Origin of the sequence: Alcaligenes sp. SDU_A2 (assembly GCF_038237375.1) — a bacterium.
Taxonomy (GTDB): Bacteria; Pseudomonadota; Gammaproteobacteria; order Burkholderiales; family Burkholderiaceae_B; genus Alcaligenes.
In genome coordinates this window covers 64675-86231 of sequence record NZ_CP151273.1, presented here as the reverse complement: position 1 = coordinate 86231, position 21557 = coordinate 64675, and the positions used below count along the sequence as shown (strand labels likewise).

Here is a 21557-nt window from a genome sequence, read left to right as displayed (position 1 = left end):
TGCCATGTACGAGTCGCGCAAGCAGCCCCTGATCAGCAGGCGGCGTTTTATTCTGCGTGTCCTCGCGCATGCTGTTCTGGGCGTGGTCTTTGTAGGCGTGTCTTTGCTGATCGGGGCATTGGGCCATATCTGGCTCGAAGACAATGTGCATTGGCACGATGCCGCCTTAAATGCCGCCATGATCGCCGGCGGACTGGGGCCTTTGGTGCTGCCCGAGACCGTGGGCGGCAAGCTGTTCTTTGCCTTCTATGGTGCCTATGTCAGTCTGGTGCTGGTGGCCACCTTTGGGCTGGTCATTGTGCCAGTCCTGCATCGGGTGCTGCACGCCTTTCATCTGGAAGACTGACTGTCAGGCCCTGGGCTCAGAGGCCGCCGTGGTAGTGAGCGGCATGTTCCTTTTCAAGGCGGGCGATCAGGGCGGGCAGTTCGTCCATGCGCCGAAAGGTCTGGCGCACGCCCGCCTGTAGCAGTTCGTGCTCGCGTCCGGCTACCGGGCAGTAGCCCAGCACAAGGGCACCAGCGGCCAAACCTGCCGTTGCCCCGGTCACGCTGTCTTCCACCACCACGCAAGCGCGTGCGTCCACGCCAAGACCCTGCGCGGCGGCCAAATAGACGTCGGGATACGGTTTATTGCGCGGTGTTTCCGCGCCGCTGTAAACATGGTCCCCGAAATAGTCCAGCAATTGTGTCTGTCCCAATTGCAGCATGAGCTTGGAGCGATCCGCGCCCGAGGCGCAGGCGATCATGCCGGGTTTATGGGTCAGAATGATTTCGATGGCTGCCTTGATGCCGGGAATGGGCATGACTTCGCCGGACAGGGCATGGTTGCGGCGCATCCGAAAGGCCATGACCCATTCCATGTCCAGATCCTTGCCGGTCATTTGGCGCACCACGTGCAGCTCGTCGGGCAGGGACTTGCCGATGAACCAGTCGTAGCACTGGTCGTAGCTCATGACCCAGCCTTCTTCCTCCAGCATGTCGCGCAGTACGCGCACCGTGATGGGTTCGCTGTCCACCAGCACGCCGTCGCAATCGAAAAGCACAGCGGAGAACGTCATGGGTACAACCTTTGCTCGCAAAAAACCAGAGTAGGCCTTAGATGATACCGCAGCGTGTGCGGCACCGGTGTTGCAGGGCGGCACCACGGTTGGATGCGGGCCGCGCCGTCAAGCTAAGTGAAAACCCCAACACGTAAATAATTGAGTATTCATATATTCATTTCTAAAATAAATACTCATAAAAAACATTTTGTCGGGGATATCCGTCATGATTACGAAAACGACTCGAGTGGCGGCAGCCCTGCTGCTGGCAATGGGAATGGCCGGTGCCCAGGCGGCCGAGGTCACGCTCAAGGCGGTGTCGGTCTTTACCATGGACACCTTCTTCACCAAACGCTTCAAGCAGTTTGTGGACAAGGTCAATGCCGAGGGCAAGGGCCTGGTGCAGATCAACGTGATCGGCGGACCGGAAGCCATCCCCCCGTTCGAGGTGGGCAATGCCCTGCGTGCCGGCGTAGTCGATTTTGCCAATACGACGGCCGTGTTCCACGCCAATCTGGTGCCCGAGGCCCTGGCCATGACGCTGACGGAAAAGCCCATGAGCGAGCTGCGCAAGAACGGCGGCTACGAGCTGATGGACAAGATCCATAGGGAAAAAGCCAATATCACCTGGCTGGCCCGCACCACCGATGGCCTGCAGTACCACATCTACACCAACAAGCCGGTGACATCGGCCGATCTGTCCGGTTTCAAACTGCGCGGCGTGCCGGTCTATCTGGCCTTCTTTCGCGAAATCGGTGCCACCCCCTTGCAGATCCCGCCGGGCGAAGTCTATACCGCCCTGGAGCGCGGCGTGGTGGACGGCTATGGCTGGCCTTCGGTGGGTGTGATGGAAATGGGCTGGCATGAAAAGACCAAGTATCGCGTCGAGCCGGGCTTTTACAACGTCGAAGTGGGCTTTTTTATGAACCAGAAAAGCTGGGAGAAGCTGGACGAAGAGCAGAAAGCCTTCATGCGCAAGCAGATCGAATGGATGGAGTCCCAGAACGTGACCGAGCACGAGTTGGCCGTCCAGGAAAAAGCCGCCACTGAAAAAGCCGGCGTGCAGCCCCTGGTTCTGGACCCCGAGGCCGCGCGCGCGCTGCGCACCAAGGCCTACGAAGCGGGCTGGGCGGGTATCGACAAATCCAGTCCTAAGTACGCCGCGCAGCTGCGCGAACTGTTCGGCGGCTACCAACCCTGACCGGGCCCTGGGCCTGGCTTGAACGTGGACATTGCGCCTGGAGTGCAATGTCCACTTTTTGATGGCGCATTTTCTGCCGGGTGCTTTCCCGGCCCTGTTTTCAAATTGATCTGCGGAGAAGACGCGATGTCTGCTGCAAGTTCGTCGGAAGGCCTTCCTTCCAATCCTGCGTGGGGTCGTCCCTACGCGCTGCTGATGCATGCCTGCGGTGCCGTGGCCGCACTGACCTTCGGGCTGATGAGCCTGTTGGTATGCGCCGATGTGGTACTGCGCAATCTGGGCTACGACATTCTTTCCACCAGCGTGGAAATCACAGAATACATGCTGATTATCGCCACCTTTGTGGCGGCCCCCTGGGTCTTGTATCTGGGCGGCCATATCCGCATTGATGTCTTGTTCAATACCTTGCCGCGCAGTGCGCAGCGTGCGCTGGACCTGCTGTCCAATCTGTTGGGCCTGACCGTCAGCGGCGTGTTGGCCTGGCAGTGCGTGGCCGTGGCCCTGGATGCGCACGAGCAAGGCTCTATGGTGTTCAAGGCCCTGGTGTTTCCGGAGTGGTGGCTGAATCTGCCATTGCTGTTTGGCTCGGCCATGCTGGCGCTGGAGTTCCTGCGTCGTCTGGTCTCGCCTGCTATCCAGCAAGGAGCGTGATATGGAATGGCAAACGGCGTTGATCCTGATGCTGGGATCGCTTTTTCTGTTGATGGCCATCGGCACGCCGGTGGTGTTTGCCTTTCTGTCGGTCAATCTGCTGGGGGCTTGGCTGTTTCTGGGCGAAGGGGCCGGGTTGGCGCAGTGGGCGCGCAATACGACTGCATCGATCGGCAGCTTTTCGCTGACGCCCATTCCTTTGTTCGTATTGATGGGCGAGGTACTGTTCCATACCGGGCTGGCGTTCAAGGCGATTGACTCCATCGAACGCATGATCTCGCGCGTGCCCGGCAAGTTGTCTATCGTCAGCATTCTGGGCGGCACGACCTTTGCCACGCTGTCGGGTTCGTCCATTGCCAATACCGCCATGATGGGCGGGGTCATGTTGCCCGAGATGCTGCGTCGCGGCTACCACCCCACAATGGCAATGGGCCCCATCATGGCAGTGGGCGGCATTGCCATGTTGATTCCGCCTTCTGCCCTGGCGGTCATGCTGGGCAGTCTGGCCGGCATTTCGATTGAGCGCTTGTTGATCGGCGGCATTTTGCCCGGTCTGGTGATGGCCATCGGCTTTCTGGCCTACGTGGTGGTGCGCAGCCGCTTGCGTCCGCAGGATGCACCGATGAGCGACGACGATCCGGCAACCCGCCTGAAGGGGTGGGCGCTGTGGAAGCCCTTTGTGTTCAATGTGGTTCCTTTGCTGGGCATCTTCATTGCCGTGGTCGGCTCTATGTTGGTCGGTTGGGCCTCGCCCTCGGAATCGGCCGCCATCGGCGTGCTGGCTTCGGTGCTGGCGACCATCGCCTACCGGGCGCTGACCTTGCAGGCTTTGTGGAAAAGTCTGATCGAAACAGCCAAGGTATCCGTGGTCATCTTGTTCATCCTGGCTGCGTCCACGACCTTTGCGCAATTGCTCAGTTTCTCGGGTGCCAGCGCCGGCTTTCTGGGCATGATCAAAGACTACAACCTGTCGCCCTTTGTGCTGGTCATCTGCATGTTGCTGGTGCTGCTGATCATGGGCATGGTGCTGGATCAGATCTCCATGATGATGATTGCGCTGCCGTTCTTCATGCCTCTGGCCCTGGCGGCCGGCGTGGATACGGTATGGCTCGGCGTGATGATTCTGATCGCCCTGGAAATCGGCCTGCTGACCCCACCGTTCGGCTTGCTGCTGATCGTGATGCAAAGCGTGGCTCCGCCTTCGATTCGCTTGCCGCACATTTACCGCGCCGCAGTACCCTTCCTGGCTATCGAGGTTGCCGTGCTGGCGTTGGTGTTGTTCATCCCCTGGATCGCCATCGGTCTGCCCGGCCTGATCGGGTGATCCTACCCGGACGCTCGATTCTCGGGCGTCCGGGGTTTTGCGCCAAGCAATGTTCCATCTATTCGGGAATAGGTGGATTTATGCTTTTGCTGGCTCCGCATGAATCCCGCCATCGCGCATCACCAGCCGTACGCTATCGCCACGCTGAACGTCGTCGCCATGCAATCGGGCGATCAGCACGGGACCGGCGGCGCTGGCAATGGTAGCCAGTTGCAGCACATCGGGCTGACCGTCGGCGTTGCCTTGCAGACTGTGGGTTAGTTCTTGCACCGTGCCTAAATGGCACGGCTCGGTCTGGAATTCGGCACCGTGGCAGCGCGGGCACAGGTGGCGGGCGGGAAAGACGCGATGATCGCAGTTCAGGCAGCGGAAAACAGCAGGACTCATGACAGGGCCTCCAGGATCAAGGCGGTGGAACACATGCCGTAACGGTACTCGACCATGCCATAACCGGTCACCAGGCCATAGCGTGCCTGCGCCACTTGGCGCTCGCCCGCCTGACCACTGAGTTGGCGCACGACTTCCACCAGACCGTGCAGGCTGCAGGCCGCGCCGGCCTGACCGGCTGATAATTGCCCGCCGGAGGTGTTGAGCGCCAGACGGCCAGTGGCGATCTGGTCGTGAATGAAGCGTTTTGCATCCTGTGGTTGGAAAAAACCCAGGTCTTGCAACTGTGCCAACACCATGACCGGATAGTCGTCGTAGATGCTGACGACATCCATGTCGGCGGGACTCAGGCCGCTTTCCGGCCATAACTGGGGGCCCAGACGGGCCAGGCCGGTGCTTAGTCCATCGCCTTGCTGGTCATCGATATTGTGCAGGCTGCGCAGGGCGCGCACGGTAATGCCAGGCTTACCTTGCGCTGCCGCATGGTCCTGACGTGTGACGATGATGGCATTGGCTCCGTCCACCACCGGCACGCAGTCCAATCTGCCCAATGGCCAGGCCACATCCGGGGCGTTCAGATAGTCGTCCAGGCTCATGGGTGCCCGGTAGACGGCTTGCGGATTCAAGGCGGCCCACTGACGCTGGCGCATCACCAATGCGCCATAGTCGGCGCGCTCCAGACCCAGCGTGCGGGTCTGGGCGGCGGTCAGCATGGCAAAGACCTGATTCGGGCTGCCCGCGCCCAGTGGGCGTAGGTGGTCGCGCGTGGTCTGGTTGTAGTTTTCCACCAGGCGGCGAAAGTCCTCGGCCTCGAAGTGGTCGCCGGCCACGATGGCGATGGCGTGCGCATCGCCTGCCTGCACGGCGCGGATGGCGTGTTGCAGGATATTCAGACCGCTGGCCCCGCCATTGCTGTCGTCCATGATCCAGCGTGGTTGTAGTCCCAGTTTCCAGGCCAGATCAATAGCGCGGTCAGGGGTGTGGGTGAACGATGCCACGCCCAGGCCGTCGATATCCTTGGCGTGCAAGCCGGCTTGGTCCACCGCCTGGCGAAAAGCCAGGGCCAGCAGTTCGGAGGTGCTGCGCTGGCCGCGGCGCGTGTAGGTGACTTCGGTCGCGCCCAGCAGGCGTACCGTGCTCCAGGTAAAGTCAGGGCTCATGGGGGCTCCCGTGTCAGCGGCGGACTTGGTAGCCGGCTTTTTCCCGATCCCACGTGGCCGGGCCCACGCCGCGGTCGCGCAAGGCGAATTTCTGGATTTTGCCGTTTTCGGTGGTCGGCAGGCTGTCTGCAAATTCGACGAATCGGGGCACGGCAAAGTAGGGCAAGGTGCGCTCGCAATGGCCCAGCAGCTCTTCGCAGCTGACTTGCGCATCGGGGCGCAGCACGATCATGGCCATCACCTCGTCCTCGGCCAGTTCCGACTGGGCCGCATAGACGGCCACGGTCTGCACGGCCGGGTGGCTGGACAGGGCTTCTTCGACTTCAAAGGAAGAAATGTTTTCGCCGCGTCGGCGGATCATGTCTTTCAGGCGATCCACGAAGCGGTAGTAGCCTTGGGCATCGCGCACCACGCGGTCGCCGGTGTGAAACCACAGATTCTTCCAGGTTTCCACGGTTTTCTCGGGCATGCCGTAGTAGCCCAATGCGAAGGCATAGGGCTCGTTGGCGCGCAGCAGCAGCTCGCCCACCTGGCCGTCGGGCAACTCATTGTCGTGTTCATCCACGACCCGGGCCTCGAAGCCGTCGGACAGGCGGCCCATATAGCCATTGCGTTGTTCTTCGATGCCGCGCCCCATGACGTAATTGGTTTCGGTCGATCCGAAACCGTCCAGCAGGAGCATGCCGCAACGCTCCAGGAATTGGGCGTGAAATTGCTCGGGCACGCCGGGGCCAAGGGCAATACGTGTTTTGTGCAGTTTTTCGGCCGCAGTGACCGGTTTGGACAGCAGGATAGGGACCATGGCACCGAGCAGGTAGGTGATGGTGGCACCGGTCTCGTGCAGATTGGCAAAGAAGCGGCTGGCCGAGAACTTGCGGTCCGCAATCATGCAGGCGTCGCTGACCAGGGCCTGGAAAAAGGTGTTCAGGGCATTGGTGTGGAACATGGGCAGACAGGTATAGAGCACATCGTCGGGACGCATCCCCAACTTGCTGGCCGTGTAGATGCCCCACCAGTAGAACTGGGCGTGCGGACACTGCACGCCTTTGGATGGGCCCGAGGTGCCGGAGGTATACAGAATGGCCAGCGTGTCGCCCGGTCCGATGTCGGCTGGTTCGCAGTACTCGCCCAGGGGCGGCAATTCGCACGTGGGTATGTCCAGCGCTTGGGCGGCAAGTTCGCCGGGGACCAGCCAGGCTTGTTTCAGTTGGGTGGTGGCCAGATCCACGTGTTCCAGCAGGGGCGTCAGGTCAGTTTCAACGACCAGCAAGGTGGCCCCGCTATTGCTCAGAATATGTTGTAGCTGCGCGCCGCGCGAAGCGGTATTGATGGGGACGACGACCGCGCCCAGCCAGCCGCAGCCCAGCACGATATCCAGGAATTCGCGCCGGTTGGTGCACAGTAGGGCTACCCGGTCGCCGCGAACGATGCCGGCTGTCGCCAGGCGGCTGGCGCTGGCCGCCGCCGCTTGCAGGGTCTGCTGGCCGGTGTAGCTGCTGTGTCGATCCGAGAACAGTGGCGCATCGCCCATGCGCCGGGCGCGCAGTTGCAGCAGGGCAGGCAATGTGCGCTCGGTGGCAGGCAGGTCATACAGCGGTAGTTGGGAAGCGGGAATGGAATGGGCGTGCATGTCTGTCTCCCGGTAGCCGCGCGGCACAGATGGCGGCAAACCGATTTATATGGGTGGAATCACTAATACCGTGCAAACAGTATACTGCAATATATTATTTTTAAATTCATTTCCTCAGCCGTATAAACCCGAAGCGGAAATGCGTTAAGGCAGGGGACATTGCCGCTGCATTATTCGGGAAGAGTGGCCTTGGGGTGGAGGAGGCAGGACGGCATGCCGTGCGGGCAGGGCTGCTCTGTGAATGGGTCCGCGCGGGCGGATGTGTCCATGGTATTGAACGAACCCAGACGGGTTCCGGGGATGAACAATGAAGGTATGGCTTAAATTTGCAACCTGCTGCGCCGTCATGCTGGGCGCTCAGGCCCATGCGCAGGAAAAGAACGTCACTCTGGTGGTACCGTATCCACCCGGTGGTGCCGCCGATCAACTGGCGCGTGTCATTTCCCAGGAAATGGGCACGCGCTTTGGCCAGAAGGTCATCGTGGAGAACCGTCCGGGTGCGGGTGCCCAGGTGGCGATGAATGTGGTCAAGAATGCCAATCCGGCGGCGATGGGTACGGTGCTGTTTCTGGCCGACAGCGGTGCGTATTCGCTGAACCGCCATTTGTACAAACGCCTGAATTACAACGTGGCGACCGATCTGATCCCGATGACCCTGGCGGCCAAGGCCCCGGTGTTCTTGCTGGTGAACAAGGACAGCCCCTATAAGAATGTGCAGGATCTGGTGGCAGCCGGCAAGCAGCAGGAGCTGACCTATGGTTCGCCCGGCATGGGCACGGGCACCCACTTGTTGGGCGAGATGTTGCGCAAGGAAACTGGCACGCGCCTGGTACACGTGCCTTACAAAGGTGCCGGCCCTGCATTGATTGATGCCGTCAGCGGTCAGATCGATTTTATTTTTGATGTGCTGACCGGTAGCCGTGGTTTTCTGGAAGATGGTCGTTTGCGCGCGATAGCGGCAGCCACCACGCAGCGCAGCCCACTGCGTCCCGATGTCCCAACGATTGCCGAAAGCGGTATTCCCAACGTAGCCTTTACCATCTGGTGGGGTTTTTCCGCCAAGGCCGGCACCCCGGCCGACGAAGTCTCGCGTTTGACCGAACAGTTGACTACCGTGCTGAAAGAGCCTGCCGTGGTCAAGAAGTTTGTGGATTTTGGTATTGAAATCCAGCCGTCCAGTCCCAAGGAATTTGCCGAGCTGATCGAAAACGACGCTCAGGCGATAGAGCCCATGATCAAGTCTTTGGATATCACGCTGGACTGATGCGTCGAACGAAAAAAAGCCAGCATTGCCGGCTTTTTTTCAGGGTGTTGCGGCGGGAGGCAGGCCCTAGTGGCATGCCTCCCGCTGCGTTGCGGTCAGGGCTCCAGTTCTTTGCCGCCATGCTCGATCAGCAGCTTGGCAATGGCTTCGTTGCCGTTGGCCTTGGCTCGCACCAGTGGCGAATACCCTTCAAAGTCCAATGCATTCACTTCGGCACCGTTTTCCAGCAGGAACTGGGCCAGCGCCTGATTGCCGTTCATGCTGACCAGATGCAGGGGAGTGAAGCCGCCTTGCTTGGCGTTGACCAGAGTAGGGTCTTGGCGCATGGCCTGAACCACCTGGTCGGTTTTGCCTGTCCAGATCAGATCTTCCAGTGTGGCGGTGTCGGCCCGGGCAGGAGCGGCCAGACACAAGGCGATCAGGGCGGCGGGGAAAAACTTCATTGATGACTCCAGAGTAAATGCAATTGCGCCGTGCATTATAAGAATCCGTGATGCCTGTGCCGCATGCGCAGGCATTTTTTGATCCTTGGTCGGGTCATAACGTCAGGCCAGCAACTGCGCTTGCTTGATGCAATAAGCGGCGCTGCAGATCAGCAGATTGTCCTGGATCAGGGCAGCGGCCTGGTCGGGCTGGCGTTGTTGAAAAGCCTGGCAGATACCTTGGGCACGTTGCAAGGTGCCCAGGCGAAAGTCCTCATCCTGCAAGCAGGCGATGCGCGCCTGATCGGCGCGGTCGTGCAGGCGTTCCATGGTATCGACCAGTTGCTTGTTGGGCACCATATTGATCCAGGCGCTGCGAAAGGACCAATTGGCCTGGATATTGTCCAGGGGATCGCCTTGGCGGTGGGTGGCTTCGATGCGTGTCACGGCATGTTCCATGGCCTGCAGCCCCAAGGCGCTTTGGTTCTGGCAGGCAGAGCGGGCGGCCGAGGGTTCCAGCAGCAGGCGTACCGAGAAAATGTCTTCGATGTCTTGTGGCGTGTAGACCTTGAGCACGAAGCCGCGAGATGTGCTGTCCAACATGCCTTCGTTTTTGAGCTGCAACAAGGCTTCGCGTACCGGCATGCGTGAGACATTCAGGCTGGCTGCGATTTCGTTGTCCACCAGCCGGACGTCAAAGCCGATCTTGCCCAGGGCGATGTCCTGGCGCAGCATGCCGTAGACCTGTTCGCGAATATTGGGCTCGCGTTTTTTGTAGGGAGAAGCAGCCATGAATGCACGCCGCGCAAACGCGCGAAAAAAAAGAAGATGACGACGGGCTATAGGATAACAAGGAAGCGCGGTGGCACGATTCGTTTTATGCTAGTTGGGGCGGTGGCGTCGCGGCGCAATACGTTTGACGCTGCTTTGAATCATCAGAACAGGAGGGTCGTCCGGTGCGGTGGCGGCATGTGGAAATTTTCGACGCCATCTGTCGGGGCGGCAGTCTGACCGAAGCGGCGCGCTTGCTGCATATTTCTCAACCGGCTGCCAGCAAGCTGCTGGCTACCGCCGAAATGCAGTTGGGGTTCCGGCTGTTCGAGCGGGTGCGTGGACGCCTGGTACCGACCCGCGAGGCCGGCATTCTGGCTCCGCATGTGGCGCGTCTGCACCAGGAGCTGGGCGATGTCGGGCGACTGGCGCGCAATCTGCGTTTTCACCATCAGGGTTTATGGCGCATCGGCAGCAGCCCGGCGTTTGGGCTGGAGCTGCTGCCGATGGCGCTCAGCCGTTGCCGTCAAGCGCATCCGGCCATGAGCTTTGAGCTGCGCACCCACCATAGCGGCGAGCTGTTGCAGGCCTTGGAAACCCGTGATCTGGATATGGTGCTGACCTTTGATCAGCGTGAACATCCTGGATTGCAACGCCAGGTGCTGGCGGCCACGCAACTGGTGCATGTAGTACCGCAAGGCACGGCTCCCTTGCGGTCGTGGGACGACATGGCACAGCGCACGTTTATAGCGTTGGATGCGCAGGACCCCGTGGGGGCGATGGTCGAACGTCTCCTGGACGCGCATATTCTCGATTTTGCGCCCGTCATGCGGGTGCAGACGCACTATGTCGCGTGCGCACTGGTGCTGCAAGGGGCAGGCGAAGCCCTGGTCGATCTGGTGACGGCACGCGCCATGCTCCGTCCCGGCTTGTGTCTGCACCGCTTGCCGCAGACGCTGGATGTACCCGTCAGTGTTCTGACTGTGCAGGACGACGCAGGTTCGGGCGCGCGGCAAGCCGTTCTGGATCATATCCGCGTGGCCTTGCAGCAGTGCTGCTTTCCGGGTGATTGGACCGGGCCGTGACGGCGACGAGCGTCAGTGTTAGCTAGTCCATAACCAGAGGTTATGGTTTGCTTGTTTTTTTCATTAGCCGGACCCGTGCCTGGCACGCAGAATACAAACCTGTTATCGGGGGTATTCAGCATGCACGTTTGTATTATTGGCGCCGGTGTCATCGGCATGAGCACTGCTTTTATGCTGCGGCAAAAAGGTGTGCGGGTGACGGTGCTGGAAGCGGGCAAGGAGATTGCCGGCGGCACGAGCTTTGCCAATGGCGGGCAGCTTAGTTATAGCTATGTGGCACCGCTGGCCGATCCCGGCGTGTTCAAGGATTTGCCCCGTTGGCTGTTGAAAAAGGACTCTCCGCTGCGTTTCCGGCCCGCGCTGGACCCGCAGCAATGGCGTTGGCTGATGCGGTTTTTGCAGTTGTGCCGCAGCGATGTGGTGCGCCGGACAACGGCCCAGATGTTGACTTTGTCGTACTTGAGCCGCGATGTGTTGCGCGACTGGCAGGCCCGTTTCGGCTTGGAGTTTGCTCATCAGTCCAATGGCAAATTGATTGTGTTTCGCAGCACAGGCCCGTTCGAGCATGCGCGCGAACAGGCCCAGCTTCAGGCAGACCTGGGTTCCACCCAGCAAGTTCTGGAGGCCGGGCAGGTGCTGGAATTGGAGCCGTCCTTGCAGGCTTTGGGGACGCGGCTGAAAGGAGCCATTTACACACCCAGCGAAGAAGCCGGCGACACGCGCTTATTTTGCGAGTCCTTGCACACGTGCATGCAGGGAGATGCCGACTACCAGTTGCTGCTGGATCATGCCGTGCACAGCTTTGTGCGCGAAGGGCGCGATATACGGGCTGTGCGCACGTCACACGGGGAAATTGCAGCCGATCAGTTCGTGGTGGCCGGTGGCATGGGCTCGGTTGGCTTGCTGCGCCAATTGGGTGGACAGCCTTTGATCTATCCTTTGAAAGGCTATAGCTTGAGCCTGCCTTTAGACGGCTTGTCGCAGTCCGTGCCGGCGATCAGCGTGACCGATTACGAGCGGCGCATCGTGTATGCGCGATTGGGTCAGGTGCTGCGCATGGCAGCGATGGTGGATATCGGGTTTGGCGGTCTGGATATACCGCCTGCCCGGATGGCGGGATTCAAGCAGCAGGTCAACGAGCTGTTTCCCGGCTTGCCGCTGGAGCAGGCCCAGACCTGGGCCGGACTGCGGCCGGCCACGCCCTCGGGCAAGCCCGTGGTGGGCGCGAGTCAATTGGCGGGGCGCTTGTGGGTCAATGCCGGGCATGGTGCCTTGGGCTTTACCTTGGCGTGCGGCAGCGCCGCTGTGCTGGCTGCCCGAATGCTGGGTGAGCCCGTGCCTATTGATGACGCGCCTTTTCGGCCATAGTCCGTCTAGTCTGACCGGAGTCTTGGTCCGCTGCGTCTGGGGCAACGACAGCCGCCGCTAGACGGCGGCCCGCAGTCCTGGCGTAGCCCGGAACAACGCTGCGATGGCCAGTGATGCGAGGTAGATTCCGCTTGCCAGCGCAGGGATGGACCAGAGTGCATCGAAATCCAAGGCGGTGAACAGATGACGGTACATCAGGTCTATCAGCCACGGGTGTATCAGATAGACCCCCAGCGTCAGTTCGGACAGATGACGGCTGACCAGTGGGCTGATCAGGGCTTGGTGCCAATCACGCAGCAGCAGAATCAGTGCTACGGACATGGGGATGACGGTAATGCTCAGGTAGTCGTAGAAATAAGCGCCGGTCTGCAGGTCGTGCCGTGTGGCCAGCGCATAGCAGCCCCAGGCGGTGGCGGCAATCGAAGCGGCCAGAACGGCCAAGCTGATCCGGCGCGGTACGGTCAGCGGGGCCTTGCGCACCAGATAGCCCAGCAAAAAGTAGGGTAGATACGACAGGAACCAGGTAAAAAACGGCGTGGAATTGGTTTTCAGCTCGGTGCTGCTCAGGGTGCTGAGCGCGGCCAGCGCAAAGGCCGCTGCTGTCAGGGCCGCCAGATGCCGCAGTCGACAAGCCTGTACCAGACGCCGCAGAAAAGGCGTGAACAGGTACAGGAACACAATCATGTACAGAAACCACAGGTGGAAATACGGTCTGCCTTGCAGCAGGCGTTCCAGGTATGGGTAGGGTTCGGCTTGTGGAGTCCACCAGTGCTGCTTGTAGGCGGTCCACAGCAGATAGAAGGCTGTCCAGAACAGCAGCGGCAGCAAAATGCGGGCGGCGCGTTTGCGGTAAAAGCGGCTCATGCTTTCAGCGGGGCGCGGCTCCAGCAACAGAGCGCCGCTGACCATGACAAAGACCGGCACGCACCAGCGGGTTGCGGCATCGTATACATTGCCGCTCCACCAGTCGGCGCTGCCCAGTTCGGCATTCAGTACGGCATAGGCGGCGATGTGCAGCCAGACGACGGCAAAAATAGCAACGATACGGGTATTGTTGATCCAGTTCATGGGCCTGTGCCTGCGTGTATCAGGATCAGATCATCGTAACGACCTAGCGTTACACGTTTGTCCCGCAATCGTGCGAATTGGCATTCAGGTTTAACGGGATGTGTCCTGACGTCGAGGGCAAGAGTGCCGTATAGCTTGTTGTATTCGGTGCTTGGCTCGTGCCGTTGGCCCTTTTGCCAGGGTAGCGCCGTCAGGCGGCATGGGCCGTGGCATCTGTGGCGGCGCACGTGTTGCCAGGCATAAAAAAACCGGCCTTCGCGAAGGCCGGTTGCTGGATGCAGGCACGGTTTATTGCACCGATATGCCGGCATCTTTAACGATTTTCGACCATTTTTTCAGTTCGCTGTTCAGCAGGGCATCGGCTTGGGCTGGTGTGCCGCCCAGCGTGGTGGCCCCCAGATTGGCCAGTTTTTCCTTGATCTCCGGCTGGGCCAGCACCTTGTTCAGGGCCTGATTGGCACGTTCAATGATTTCGGGTGCGGTACCTTTAGGTGCCAACAGGGCAAACCAGGTGGACGACAGCAGTTCCGGGTAGCCTTGTTCTGCCGTGGTCGGTACGTCTGGCAAGGTGGCGGCGCGCTTGGCGGAGGTGACCGCCAAGGCTTTGACTTGACCGGCTTTGACCTGGCCGACGATGCCTGGAATCAGCTGGAACATGGCCTGGATCTCGCCGGTGATCAGGTTGGTGGTGGCCTGGCCGGGCGCGCTGTACGGAATGTGCAGCATATTGGTGCCGGTCTGGGCCATGAACAGTTCGCCGGCCAGGTGCATGGAGCTGCCATTGCCGGTAGAGCCAAAATTTACTTGGCCGGGGTGCTTTTTGACGTATTCGGCAAAGGACTTGACCGAGTCCACGGGCAGCGTGGGGCTAACCACCAGGATATTGGGGACTTCGGCCACCAGACCTATCATGTCGAAACTTTTTTGGGGATCGAATTGCAGTTTGGTATACAGAGCGGGGCTGACGGCCAGCGTGCCGGCCCAGGAAAACAGCAGTTTGCTGCCGTCGGGCTTGGCGGCTGCCGCAATGCCGGCACCGATATTACCGTTGGCACCACCATGATTGTCGATGACGAAATTGCCGCCCAGTTCCTTGGACAGCCCTTCGGCGATCATGCGGGCAATCGAATCGCCCGTGCCCCCGCCTGCGGGAGCGGGCACAACGATCTGTACGGCTTTGCCTGCCGGGGGCCAGTCAGTGGCGGCGACAGCATTCATGGAGAGGCCCAGGGCCAAAGAGCCCAGCAGGGCGCGCAAGGAAAATGGCATGGTAAGTCCGCAGAAAAAGCGTGCCGCCTGCAGGGCGCGGCGACGTTTTACGTAATTAATTTATCATGATGCAGTGTCATATAACCATATGATCTTATACGTTTAAATAATATGTTTATAAACCGAGCAATCGGGCAGGGTTGCGTATGATGGAATCAGGCGCTATGGCGGGAGCAGGGTGGATGGGTATTGAAACCAGTGGATTATGGCTGGCCGGCATTGTGCTGGCCTTGGTGGTGGGCGTTGTTATCGGTGCCTGGATGAGGGGGCGTTCGGTGGCACCGGCGTTGAGCATCCTGGACCAGGAGCGAGGACGGCTGGAGCAGGAACTGGCATTGGCCCGCGAACAGCTCGACCACGCGCGTGATCGCTGGCAGGATCTGGAAAAAGAACTGATCCGGCGCGATGCAGACCTGCAGGCGCAGCAAACACGTAATCAGGCCATTCAGGCGGATCTGGAGAGCAGTCGCGAGCAGATGCGTTTGCAGTTCGAGTCGCTGGCGCAGCAAGTGCTGGAAGCCAAAGGGCAGACCTTGCGCCAGGACAGCCAGCGTACTCTGGATGAAATGCTGCGCCCGTTCCGGGAGCAACTGGCGGGTTTTCAGTTGCGGGTCAATCAGGTGCATGACGAGTCCATTAAGGGTCAGGCCGCATTGGACGCACAATTGCAGCGCATGCAGGAAATGGGTCTGCGCATGAGCGCCGAGGCGCACTCTTTGGCCGTCGCCCTGAAGGGCGACAAGAAAACCACGGGTAACTGGGGCGAAACCCAGTTGGAAAGAACGCTGGAAGCGGCTGGCCTGGTGCGTGGCGTGCATTTCGACACGCAGTGGCAGGCGCGCGACGAGCAGGGCCGCCTGCGCTATCCGGATTTTGTGATTCACCTGCCCCAGAACAAACATCTGGTGCTCGATTGCAAGGTGTCGTTGGTGGATTACGATCGGGCCGTGCGGGCCGAATCCGAAACCGAGCGCCAGCAAAGCCTGAACGCCCACGTTCAGGCTTTGCGCAAACATATCGACGATCTGTCCGGCAAAGACTATAGCGCCTTGCCGGGCCTGGGCAGTCCGGGTTTCGTATTTATGTATGTGCCGGTGGAGGCGGCCTACATGCAAGCCTTGCAGCAGCAACACGGGCTGTTCGACTACGGCTTGTCCAAGAATGTATTGATGGTGTCGCACACGACCTTGCTGCCCATTTTGCGCACGGTGGCCAATGTCTGGATGATGGTGCGCAGCAACGAGCAGGCCCACGAACTGAGCCAGCGCGCCGGCGAGATCTACAACCAGGTGTCCTTGCTGGCCGAGCGTCTGAAGAAGCTGGGCGAAACCCTGGGTCAGGCGGGCAAGCACTACAACAGCACGGTCACTGCGTTGGCGGGCCAGCAAGGGCTATACGGCAAGGTCAGCCGTTTTGCCGAACTGTCCGCGCGCGCCAACCGCAGCCAGCCCTCCATCGAGGCTTGGCATGCAGACATCGAGCACGAACGCCTGGATTGGGTCTTGCCCGCCGAACCGGCCAGTGATCAGGGCAAAGAGCAAGGTGCAGGATAGGTGTTGTCCGAGCCTAATGCTGGGTGGGGATTAATTCGCCTGAATAGGTTGCGGTGCATTAGGCGACAGAATAGGACGCTTGATTTAGCGGGATATGGCCGAATAATTCCAGATTGTTAATTCGGAATTATTTTTTCGATATGATGTGCCTTGTAAAGTTTTCTCTCAAGGCGTGGCGTGTCGGAAGAAAAAAAACTCTATCACCTTTATTGGGGAAAGCTGGACCGAAAAACGGGCGATTCCAGGGAAGTGGAGTTTCATCCGCTTGCGTATCACTGTTTGGATGTCGCCGCCGTTGCCTATTGTTTCCTGCGGAACCGGCGGACCATGACGCGGGACATGGCCGATTTCCTGGGGCTGGATCAGGAGGATTTTCTTCGCCTGATTGTCATCCTTGTCATGCTGCATGATCTGGGCAAGTTTGCCTCGGCATTTCAAGGTCTTAATAGCCGTGCGGATCCGCGCTTGTGGTCCGGCCAGTCCCCATATCCATACGATGCACAAACCGCGCATCATGACAGACTCGGTTTATGTTTCTGGAATTATCTGAAAGAGGATTTTCTGAGTTGGTGTTGGGATTGGGACGAGTTAACGCCGCGTGAAAAAAATAAGGCGACAAATTTCTTAAGTATTTTAATGGAATGTTCCTTGGGTCATCACGGCCGTCCCGTGGACACCATGAACATTGAAATACTGGAAAAAAAATACACGCACGCGCACGACATTTCTGCTGCCCGAGCGTTTCTGAACGATATCGCGCAGATCGACCATATCTTGCCGACTACCTTGTCAGCGTCTGTATTAACCGACAAGAGCCTGAAGGATCGCGCCCGGCAACTAAGCTGGCCCTTAGCCGGAATCGTGGTGCTGGCCGATTGGCTGGGGTCTAATCGCGAATTTTTCCCGTATCAATCCAGTGCGCTTTCCTTGCCGCAATACTGGGAGCAGGCCCTGGGCAAGGCGGAAAAGGCGCTGCAACAGGCAGAATTGGACGCTGTGCCTGCCGTGTCCGCCTTTCGATCCATAGAGCATCATTTTCGTTTTGCGCCCTCTCCGTTGCAGGATTGGGCACAGACGGTTGATGTCGATGGCGGACCGCAGCTATTTATCCTGGAGGACGTAACGGGTGCAGGCAAGACCGAGGCCGCTCTGGCGTTGACGCACCGTTTGCTACAGGCGGGTGCCGCCGATGGGTTTTATTTCGGCTTGCCGACGATGGCCACGTCCAATGCCATGTTTAACCGCGTGGCGGACTACTACTTGCAGATGTTGCGTCAGCCTGATGGTTCGGTACCCAGTATCGTGTTGGCACACGGAGCCAGGGACATGCATCCGGCTTTTCGGCAGGCTGTGCATGAGCAGGAGCGTGAAGATGGCGCTTACGCCAGCGCAGATGACACGGCCACCATACGATGCAATCAGTGGCTGGGCGATTCCCGCAAAAAAGCCTTATTGGCTCCGGTAGGGGTAGGCACGATTGATCAGGCCTTGTTAGCGGCTTTGCCGCGCAAACATCAATCGTTGCGCCTGCTAGGCTTGAGCCGCAAAGTGCTGGTGTTTGACGAAATCCATGCCGCCGACGCCTATATGTTCGAGTTGCTGGAGAGCTTGTTGACCATGCATGTGCATCAAGGCGGGTCGGCGGTTTTGTTGACGGCCACCTTGCCGCTGGCACAGCGCCAGCGCTTGGTGAATATCTGGCTGAACGCCATGCAGACGGAGCCTTATTCACTGCGCAACCAGGCATTTCCTTTGGCGACTTCCGTCAATATGTTCAGAGGCGAACGTGTGCAGGAGCACACTTTGGCATCCCGGGCGGGGTCTGAGCGTCGGGTCGACGTTCAATTCTTGCAGAGTGTGGACACTTGCCTTGATGTAGTGGTGGATGCTGTGGAGCAGGGGCGCTGCGTGGTGTGGGTGCGCAATACCGTAGCCGAAGCGATCGAGGCGTATCGGGCTGTGCGCGGCCAGGTGCGGCATCCGGCCAGGTGTCAGTTATTCCATAGTCGTTTTGTCATGGCGGATCGGCAACGAATCGAGACCGAGGTGCTGCAGCATTTCGGCAAGAGTGCGGGGGCGTCGCAACGCGCCGGGCGTGTGCTGATTACCACCCAGGTCTTTCAGGAAAGTCTGGATGCGGATGCCGATGTCATGATCAGCGATCTTTGCCTGATCGACGACTTAATCCAGCGGGCGGGGCGTCTACATCGTCATGCGCGCGATACACAGGGCAACCGACAGGCTCCGGGGCAAGCGGATGCGCGGGGCACCCCTATTTTGTGGGTGCATGCGCCGCCCTGGCAGGATGAACCCCTTCATGACTGGTTGAAAAAAGCGGACTTTGGCGGCACGCAGGCCGTGTACCGTTCGCCGGGGCGCTTGTGGCTAGGTATGCGCAAGCTGCGTGAGCTGGGTGGCTGGAGCCTGCCTGAACAGGCGCGGGAGTTGATCGAAGCTGTCTATGGGGAGCAGGCGGATGACGCGATCCCCGAGTCCTTGCGCCAGGAAGAGCAGCGTGTGGAAGGGAAAGACCGCAGCATGGCCGCGTCGGCCCGCTCTAACGCCCTAAAGTGGGAGCAAGGCTATTCCATGCAAGGGCGTCAAAACTGGTACGAGGACGAGCTGGATATCAGCACGCGCTACAGCGATGTGGACGTCGCCAATGTCGTGTTGCTGCGCCATTCGGAGTACGGCTTGGTGCCGTGGGTCCAGGACGATCGTTTTGCCTGGGAGCTAAGTACCGTGCGGCTGCCCCAGAAACGGTACGCCAGCCGTCTGCCGCCACTATCAGATGCCGAGCAGTCGCATTGGGATGCCTTGACGCAGCAACATCGCAAGTTGCAGTTTCTGCATCCTTGGGTCGTCGATCAGGATGGCACCATTGCTTACGACGCGGAATTGGGTGTGTACGAAAAAATCCCCGCCGAAGCGGGGAACGGGAGGTGAAGGGCTAGCCTTCAGCGGTAGATCTCCAGAAAAGCGGGAGAACAGCGGCATTGTACAGACTCAAAAATGGTTCGCTTGTAACGCTTGGCAATGGGGGCGAGTAAGGCCGCTTGTTGGTATTGGTGTGCGGACATCGATAGTCTGAGATGGTCATGTTCTTTTTGTGGTTTAATGGACTAGCTTTCAGCTTGTTAATTTTTTTTTGAATCGAATATGATGAGCACGTATCCATTCCGTGGAGTCCTGAAATGCAAAATTTACTGACCGACCCCTGGCTGCCGTTCCGGCTCCGGGACGGCTCTACTCAAGTCCTGCCGGTGACGGCGATGGTTCGTGACGATATTGTGGATCTGGCCTTGCCGCGCGAGGATTTCGCCAGTGCCGCCTATGTCCTGCTGATTGCCATTTTGCAGACAGCCATGCAGCCGGACGACGAAGAAGAATGGATTGATTGGTTTTATGACGTCCCTTCCGAGGCTGCTTTGGCCCAACGTTTGGCACGAATCGGACATGCTTTTCAAATAAGTGGTTCCGGGCCGTGTTTCATGCAGGATTTTGATTTGTTGGAAGCAAATAAGCCTGTGCCGGTCTCAGGTCTTTTAATCGATGCGCCCGGCGAAAACACCATCAAGAAAAATACCGACCACTTCATCAAGCGGGGTGTCGGTGCGGTCATGTCGCCAGGCATGGCTGCCTTGGCGCTGTGGACGTTGCAGGTGAATGCGCCGGCAGGCGGCGCGGGTCATCGTGTCGGTTTGCGCGGGGGCGGGCCGCTGACGGTGCTGGTCTTGCCCGAGGACCCGCAGGCATCACTCTGGCAAAAGTTGTGGTTCAACGTGATACACAAGGATCTTTGGCCCTACGACGAGCCGGATCTGCGCAGCGGGATGGTTTTTCCGTGGCTGGCCCCGACTCGGCAAAGTGAGCAGCCGGGTACTGAAGTGTATGCGCACGATGTACATCCCTTGCAGATGTACTGGTCCATGCCGCGTCGCATTCGTCTGATTGTGGAGGATCGTGCTGCCGTATGTGCCATCAGTGGTGTCGACACCGACCAGTCCGTACGTAGTTACAAAACACAAAACTACGGAATCAATTATGCCGGTAACTGGGATCATCCTTTGACGCCTTATCGGTGGGACCCTAAAAAGCCGGATTCACCTGAGTTGTCTTTAAAGGGGCAGCCCGGCGGTCTGAACTACAAGATCTGGGATGTGCTGACCATCAGCAGCCATCAGCATGGGCAGCGTTGTCCCAGAAATGTCGTGCAGTACGACTCTGCGCGTAGGGGCCTGGAGCAACGCGGGCGCATTGTGCCTCAGCTATGGGTGTCGGGGTACGACATGGACAATATGAAGGCGCGTGGCTGGCATGCGGCTTCCATGCCGGTGTTTGCGGTGTCCTCCGAGCAGCAAACATCCATTCTTATCGTCATCAAGGAACTGCAGGAGTTGGCCAACCTGGCGCTATGGCACTGCCGCAGCAAGATCAAGGCAGCCTGGTTCGAAAGTCCTGGCGAGGCTAAGGGCGATATGTCCTTTGTGGATGTCAGCTTTTGGCAGAGCACGGAATCCGATTTTTTTGATGTGGTCAGGAGCATCGTTCATAGCGACGGACAGGTGCTGAACAGCGCGCCAGCAGAACAGTGGTTGCGCATCTTGCGGGAGACGGCTTTGAGAATTTTCGATCAGTACGCATTTACAGAGCTGGGCGATGTGCGCTCCATGAGCAAGCGTATGCAGGCCCGGCGTCATCTGCAGGGCTGGCTACAGGTTGGCAAGGAGGTGAAAGCCTTTAAATCAGCGTATCAGATTCAACAAACGGCACAGCAGGAGAGCGTGGCGCATGAATAGCAAAACGGTACAGGAAAAGGCGCTGCGCTGGTGGTGCAGCATGGTGCAAAGCCGAGATGAGCTGGAAAAGCAGGGCATCAGACCAGCGCCGACACGATATCGGGCCGAACTGAAGCGTTGCGCCGCGGTGGACGACATTGTGCTGACCGAAGGGTTCAGGGCCTTGTGGTTCAGTGTGGCGGATGCTCAGGAACCGGATGCGGATCTGGATGTGGAGTGCCTGGCTGTCATTGCGGGTGTTTTGGCCTATGTGGCCGTTAATGGCGGCTCCTCGGTCGGGGGGGCGGCCGGAAAGGTCGACAAGGATAAATCCTCGGGCAAACCACTGGTTAGCGAACAGCGTTTTTATAAGTTGCTGCACGTTCGCAGCCCTAACGATTTATTGCGTCAGCTGCGTCGGCTGGCACAGCAGCTTGGGCATACCCTGCCTGTGGAAGCGGTCGCCGCAGACATTGTGAAATGGTTTGATGAAAAGCGCCGTCTGCGTCCAGGCCGAACAGACCAGCGGGTCGTGGTGCGGTGGGCTACGGATTATTTCCGGGCTGCTGCAGCCGCCAAGAAATAA

General features: G+C 59.2%; 19 protein-coding genes. 11 read left to right on the top strand and 8 right to left on the bottom strand.

All coding sequences use genetic code 11. From position 1 onward, the window contains the following. Positions 1-4 precede the first annotated feature (4 nt). Entirely contained in the window at positions 5-346 is a 342-nt protein-coding gene (locus tag AADW57_RS00410) for a hypothetical protein (RefSeq protein WP_341668090.1), read from the top strand. Positions 347-362: 16 nt separating this feature from the next. On the opposite strand, the gene AADW57_RS00405 is transcribed toward AADW57_RS00410, so the two are convergent. Further along, on the bottom strand, positions 363-1058 hold the full coding sequence (locus tag AADW57_RS00405) for an HAD family hydrolase (RefSeq protein WP_341668089.1): 696 nt from the start codon (positions 1056-1058) through the stop codon (positions 363-365). Positions 1059-1266: 208 nt separating this feature from the next. On the opposite strand from AADW57_RS00405, the gene dctP reads away from it, so the two are divergent. The 3 genes from dctP (at position 1267) to AADW57_RS00390 (ending at position 4216) form a co-directional block, all read left to right on the top strand. Next, positions 1267-2241, top strand: a complete 975-nt coding sequence (gene dctP / locus AADW57_RS00400) for a TRAP transporter substrate-binding protein DctP (protein WP_341668088.1) — start codon at positions 1267-1269, stop codon at positions 2239-2241. A 126-nt stretch (positions 2242-2367) separates the two neighbouring features. After that, entirely contained in the window at positions 2368-2892 is a 525-nt protein-coding gene (locus tag AADW57_RS00395; RefSeq protein WP_341668087.1) for a TRAP transporter small permease, read from the top strand. Between the two features lies 1 nt (position 2893). Beyond that, entirely contained in the window at positions 2894-4216 is a 1323-nt protein-coding gene (locus tag AADW57_RS00390) for a TRAP transporter large permease (RefSeq protein WP_341668086.1), read from the top strand. A 78-nt stretch (positions 4217-4294) separates the two neighbouring features. Here the strand turns inward: AADW57_RS00390 and AADW57_RS00385 are convergent, their stop codons facing one another. The 3 genes from AADW57_RS00385 to AADW57_RS00375 are packed head-to-tail and all read right to left on the bottom strand — an operon-like array spanning position 4295 to position 7393. After that, a complete protein-coding gene (locus tag AADW57_RS00385) occupies positions 4295-4603 on the bottom strand; it encodes a zinc ribbon domain-containing protein (RefSeq protein WP_341668085.1) in 309 nt (102 codons plus the stop codon). Then, positions 4600-5763: a thiolase family protein gene (locus tag AADW57_RS00380; RefSeq protein ID WP_341668084.1), complete on the bottom strand. Its 1164-nt coding sequence runs from the start codon at positions 5761-5763 to the stop codon at positions 4600-4602. The genes AADW57_RS00385 and AADW57_RS00380 overlap by 4 nt, the downstream gene beginning before the upstream one ends. A 13-nt stretch (positions 5764-5776) precedes the next feature. After that, entirely contained in the window at positions 5777-7393 is a 1617-nt protein-coding gene (locus AADW57_RS00375; RefSeq protein ID WP_341668083.1) for an ATP-dependent acyl-CoA ligase, read from the bottom strand. Between the two features lie 307 nt (positions 7394-7700). Between AADW57_RS00375 and AADW57_RS00370 the strand changes: the two genes are divergently transcribed. Next, the gene (locus AADW57_RS00370) at positions 7701-8657 is read left to right on the top strand and encodes a Bug family tripartite tricarboxylate transporter substrate binding protein (RefSeq protein ID WP_341668082.1); all 957 of its coding nucleotides are present in this window, start codon (positions 7701-7703) and stop codon (positions 8655-8657) included. Between the two features lie 95 nt (positions 8658-8752). Here the strand turns inward: AADW57_RS00370 and AADW57_RS00365 are convergent, their stop codons facing one another. Both AADW57_RS00365 and AADW57_RS00360 read right to left on the bottom strand, forming a co-directional pair. Continuing rightward, complete coding sequence (locus AADW57_RS00365; RefSeq protein WP_341668081.1) at positions 8753-9100, bottom strand: ankyrin repeat domain-containing protein; 348 nt, start codon at positions 9098-9100, stop codon at positions 8753-8755. A gap of 102 nt (positions 9101-9202) precedes the next feature. After that, positions 9203-9871, bottom strand: a complete 669-nt coding sequence (locus AADW57_RS00360) for a GntR family transcriptional regulator (RefSeq protein ID WP_341668080.1) — start codon at positions 9869-9871, stop codon at positions 9203-9205. A 164-nt stretch (positions 9872-10035) separates the two neighbouring features. On the opposite strand from AADW57_RS00360, the gene AADW57_RS00355 reads away from it, so the two are divergent. Next, positions 10036-10935: a LysR family transcriptional regulator gene (locus AADW57_RS00355; protein WP_445819158.1), complete on the top strand. Its 900-nt coding sequence runs from the start codon at positions 10036-10038 to the stop codon at positions 10933-10935. Between the two features lie 120 nt (positions 10936-11055). After that, on the top strand, positions 11056-12303 hold the full coding sequence (locus AADW57_RS00350; RefSeq protein WP_341668078.1) for a D-amino acid dehydrogenase: 1248 nt from the start codon (positions 11056-11058) through the stop codon (positions 12301-12303). 57 nt (positions 12304-12360) lie between these two features. Here AADW57_RS00350 and AADW57_RS00345 read toward each other — a convergent pair whose 3' ends face one another. Together AADW57_RS00345 and AADW57_RS00340 are read right to left on the bottom strand one after the other, a co-directional pair. Next, complete coding sequence (locus AADW57_RS00345; RefSeq protein WP_341668077.1) at positions 12361-13371, bottom strand: acyltransferase; 1011 nt, start codon at positions 13369-13371, stop codon at positions 12361-12363. Between the two features lie 288 nt (positions 13372-13659). Beyond that, positions 13660-14640, bottom strand: coding sequence for a Bug family tripartite tricarboxylate transporter substrate binding protein (locus AADW57_RS00340; protein ID WP_341668076.1), 981 nt, complete (start codon positions 14638-14640; stop codon positions 13660-13662). Positions 14641-14822: 182 nt separating this feature from the next. Here AADW57_RS00340 and rmuC point away from each other — a divergent pair, with 182 nt between their 5' ends. From rmuC to casB, 4 genes are all read left to right on the top strand, one after another. After that, positions 14823-16193 carry a DNA recombination protein RmuC gene (gene rmuC, locus AADW57_RS00335; protein ID WP_341668075.1) on the top strand — a complete coding sequence of 457 codons (1371 nt, stop codon included), beginning with the start codon at positions 14823-14825 and terminating at the stop codon, positions 16191-16193. 177 nt (positions 16194-16370) lie between these two features. After that, positions 16371-19139, top strand: a complete 2769-nt coding sequence (gene cas3, locus AADW57_RS00330) for a CRISPR-associated helicase Cas3' (protein WP_341668074.1) — start codon at positions 16371-16373, stop codon at positions 19137-19139. Between the two features lie 248 nt (positions 19140-19387). After that, entirely contained in the window at positions 19388-20992 is a 1605-nt protein-coding gene (gene casA / locus AADW57_RS00325; RefSeq protein WP_341668073.1) for a type I-E CRISPR-associated protein Cse1/CasA, read from the top strand. Then, on the top strand, positions 20985-21557 hold the full coding sequence (gene casB, locus AADW57_RS00320) for a type I-E CRISPR-associated protein Cse2/CasB (RefSeq protein ID WP_341668072.1): 573 nt from the start codon (positions 20985-20987) through the stop codon (positions 21555-21557). The genes casA and casB overlap by 8 nt, the downstream gene beginning before the upstream one ends.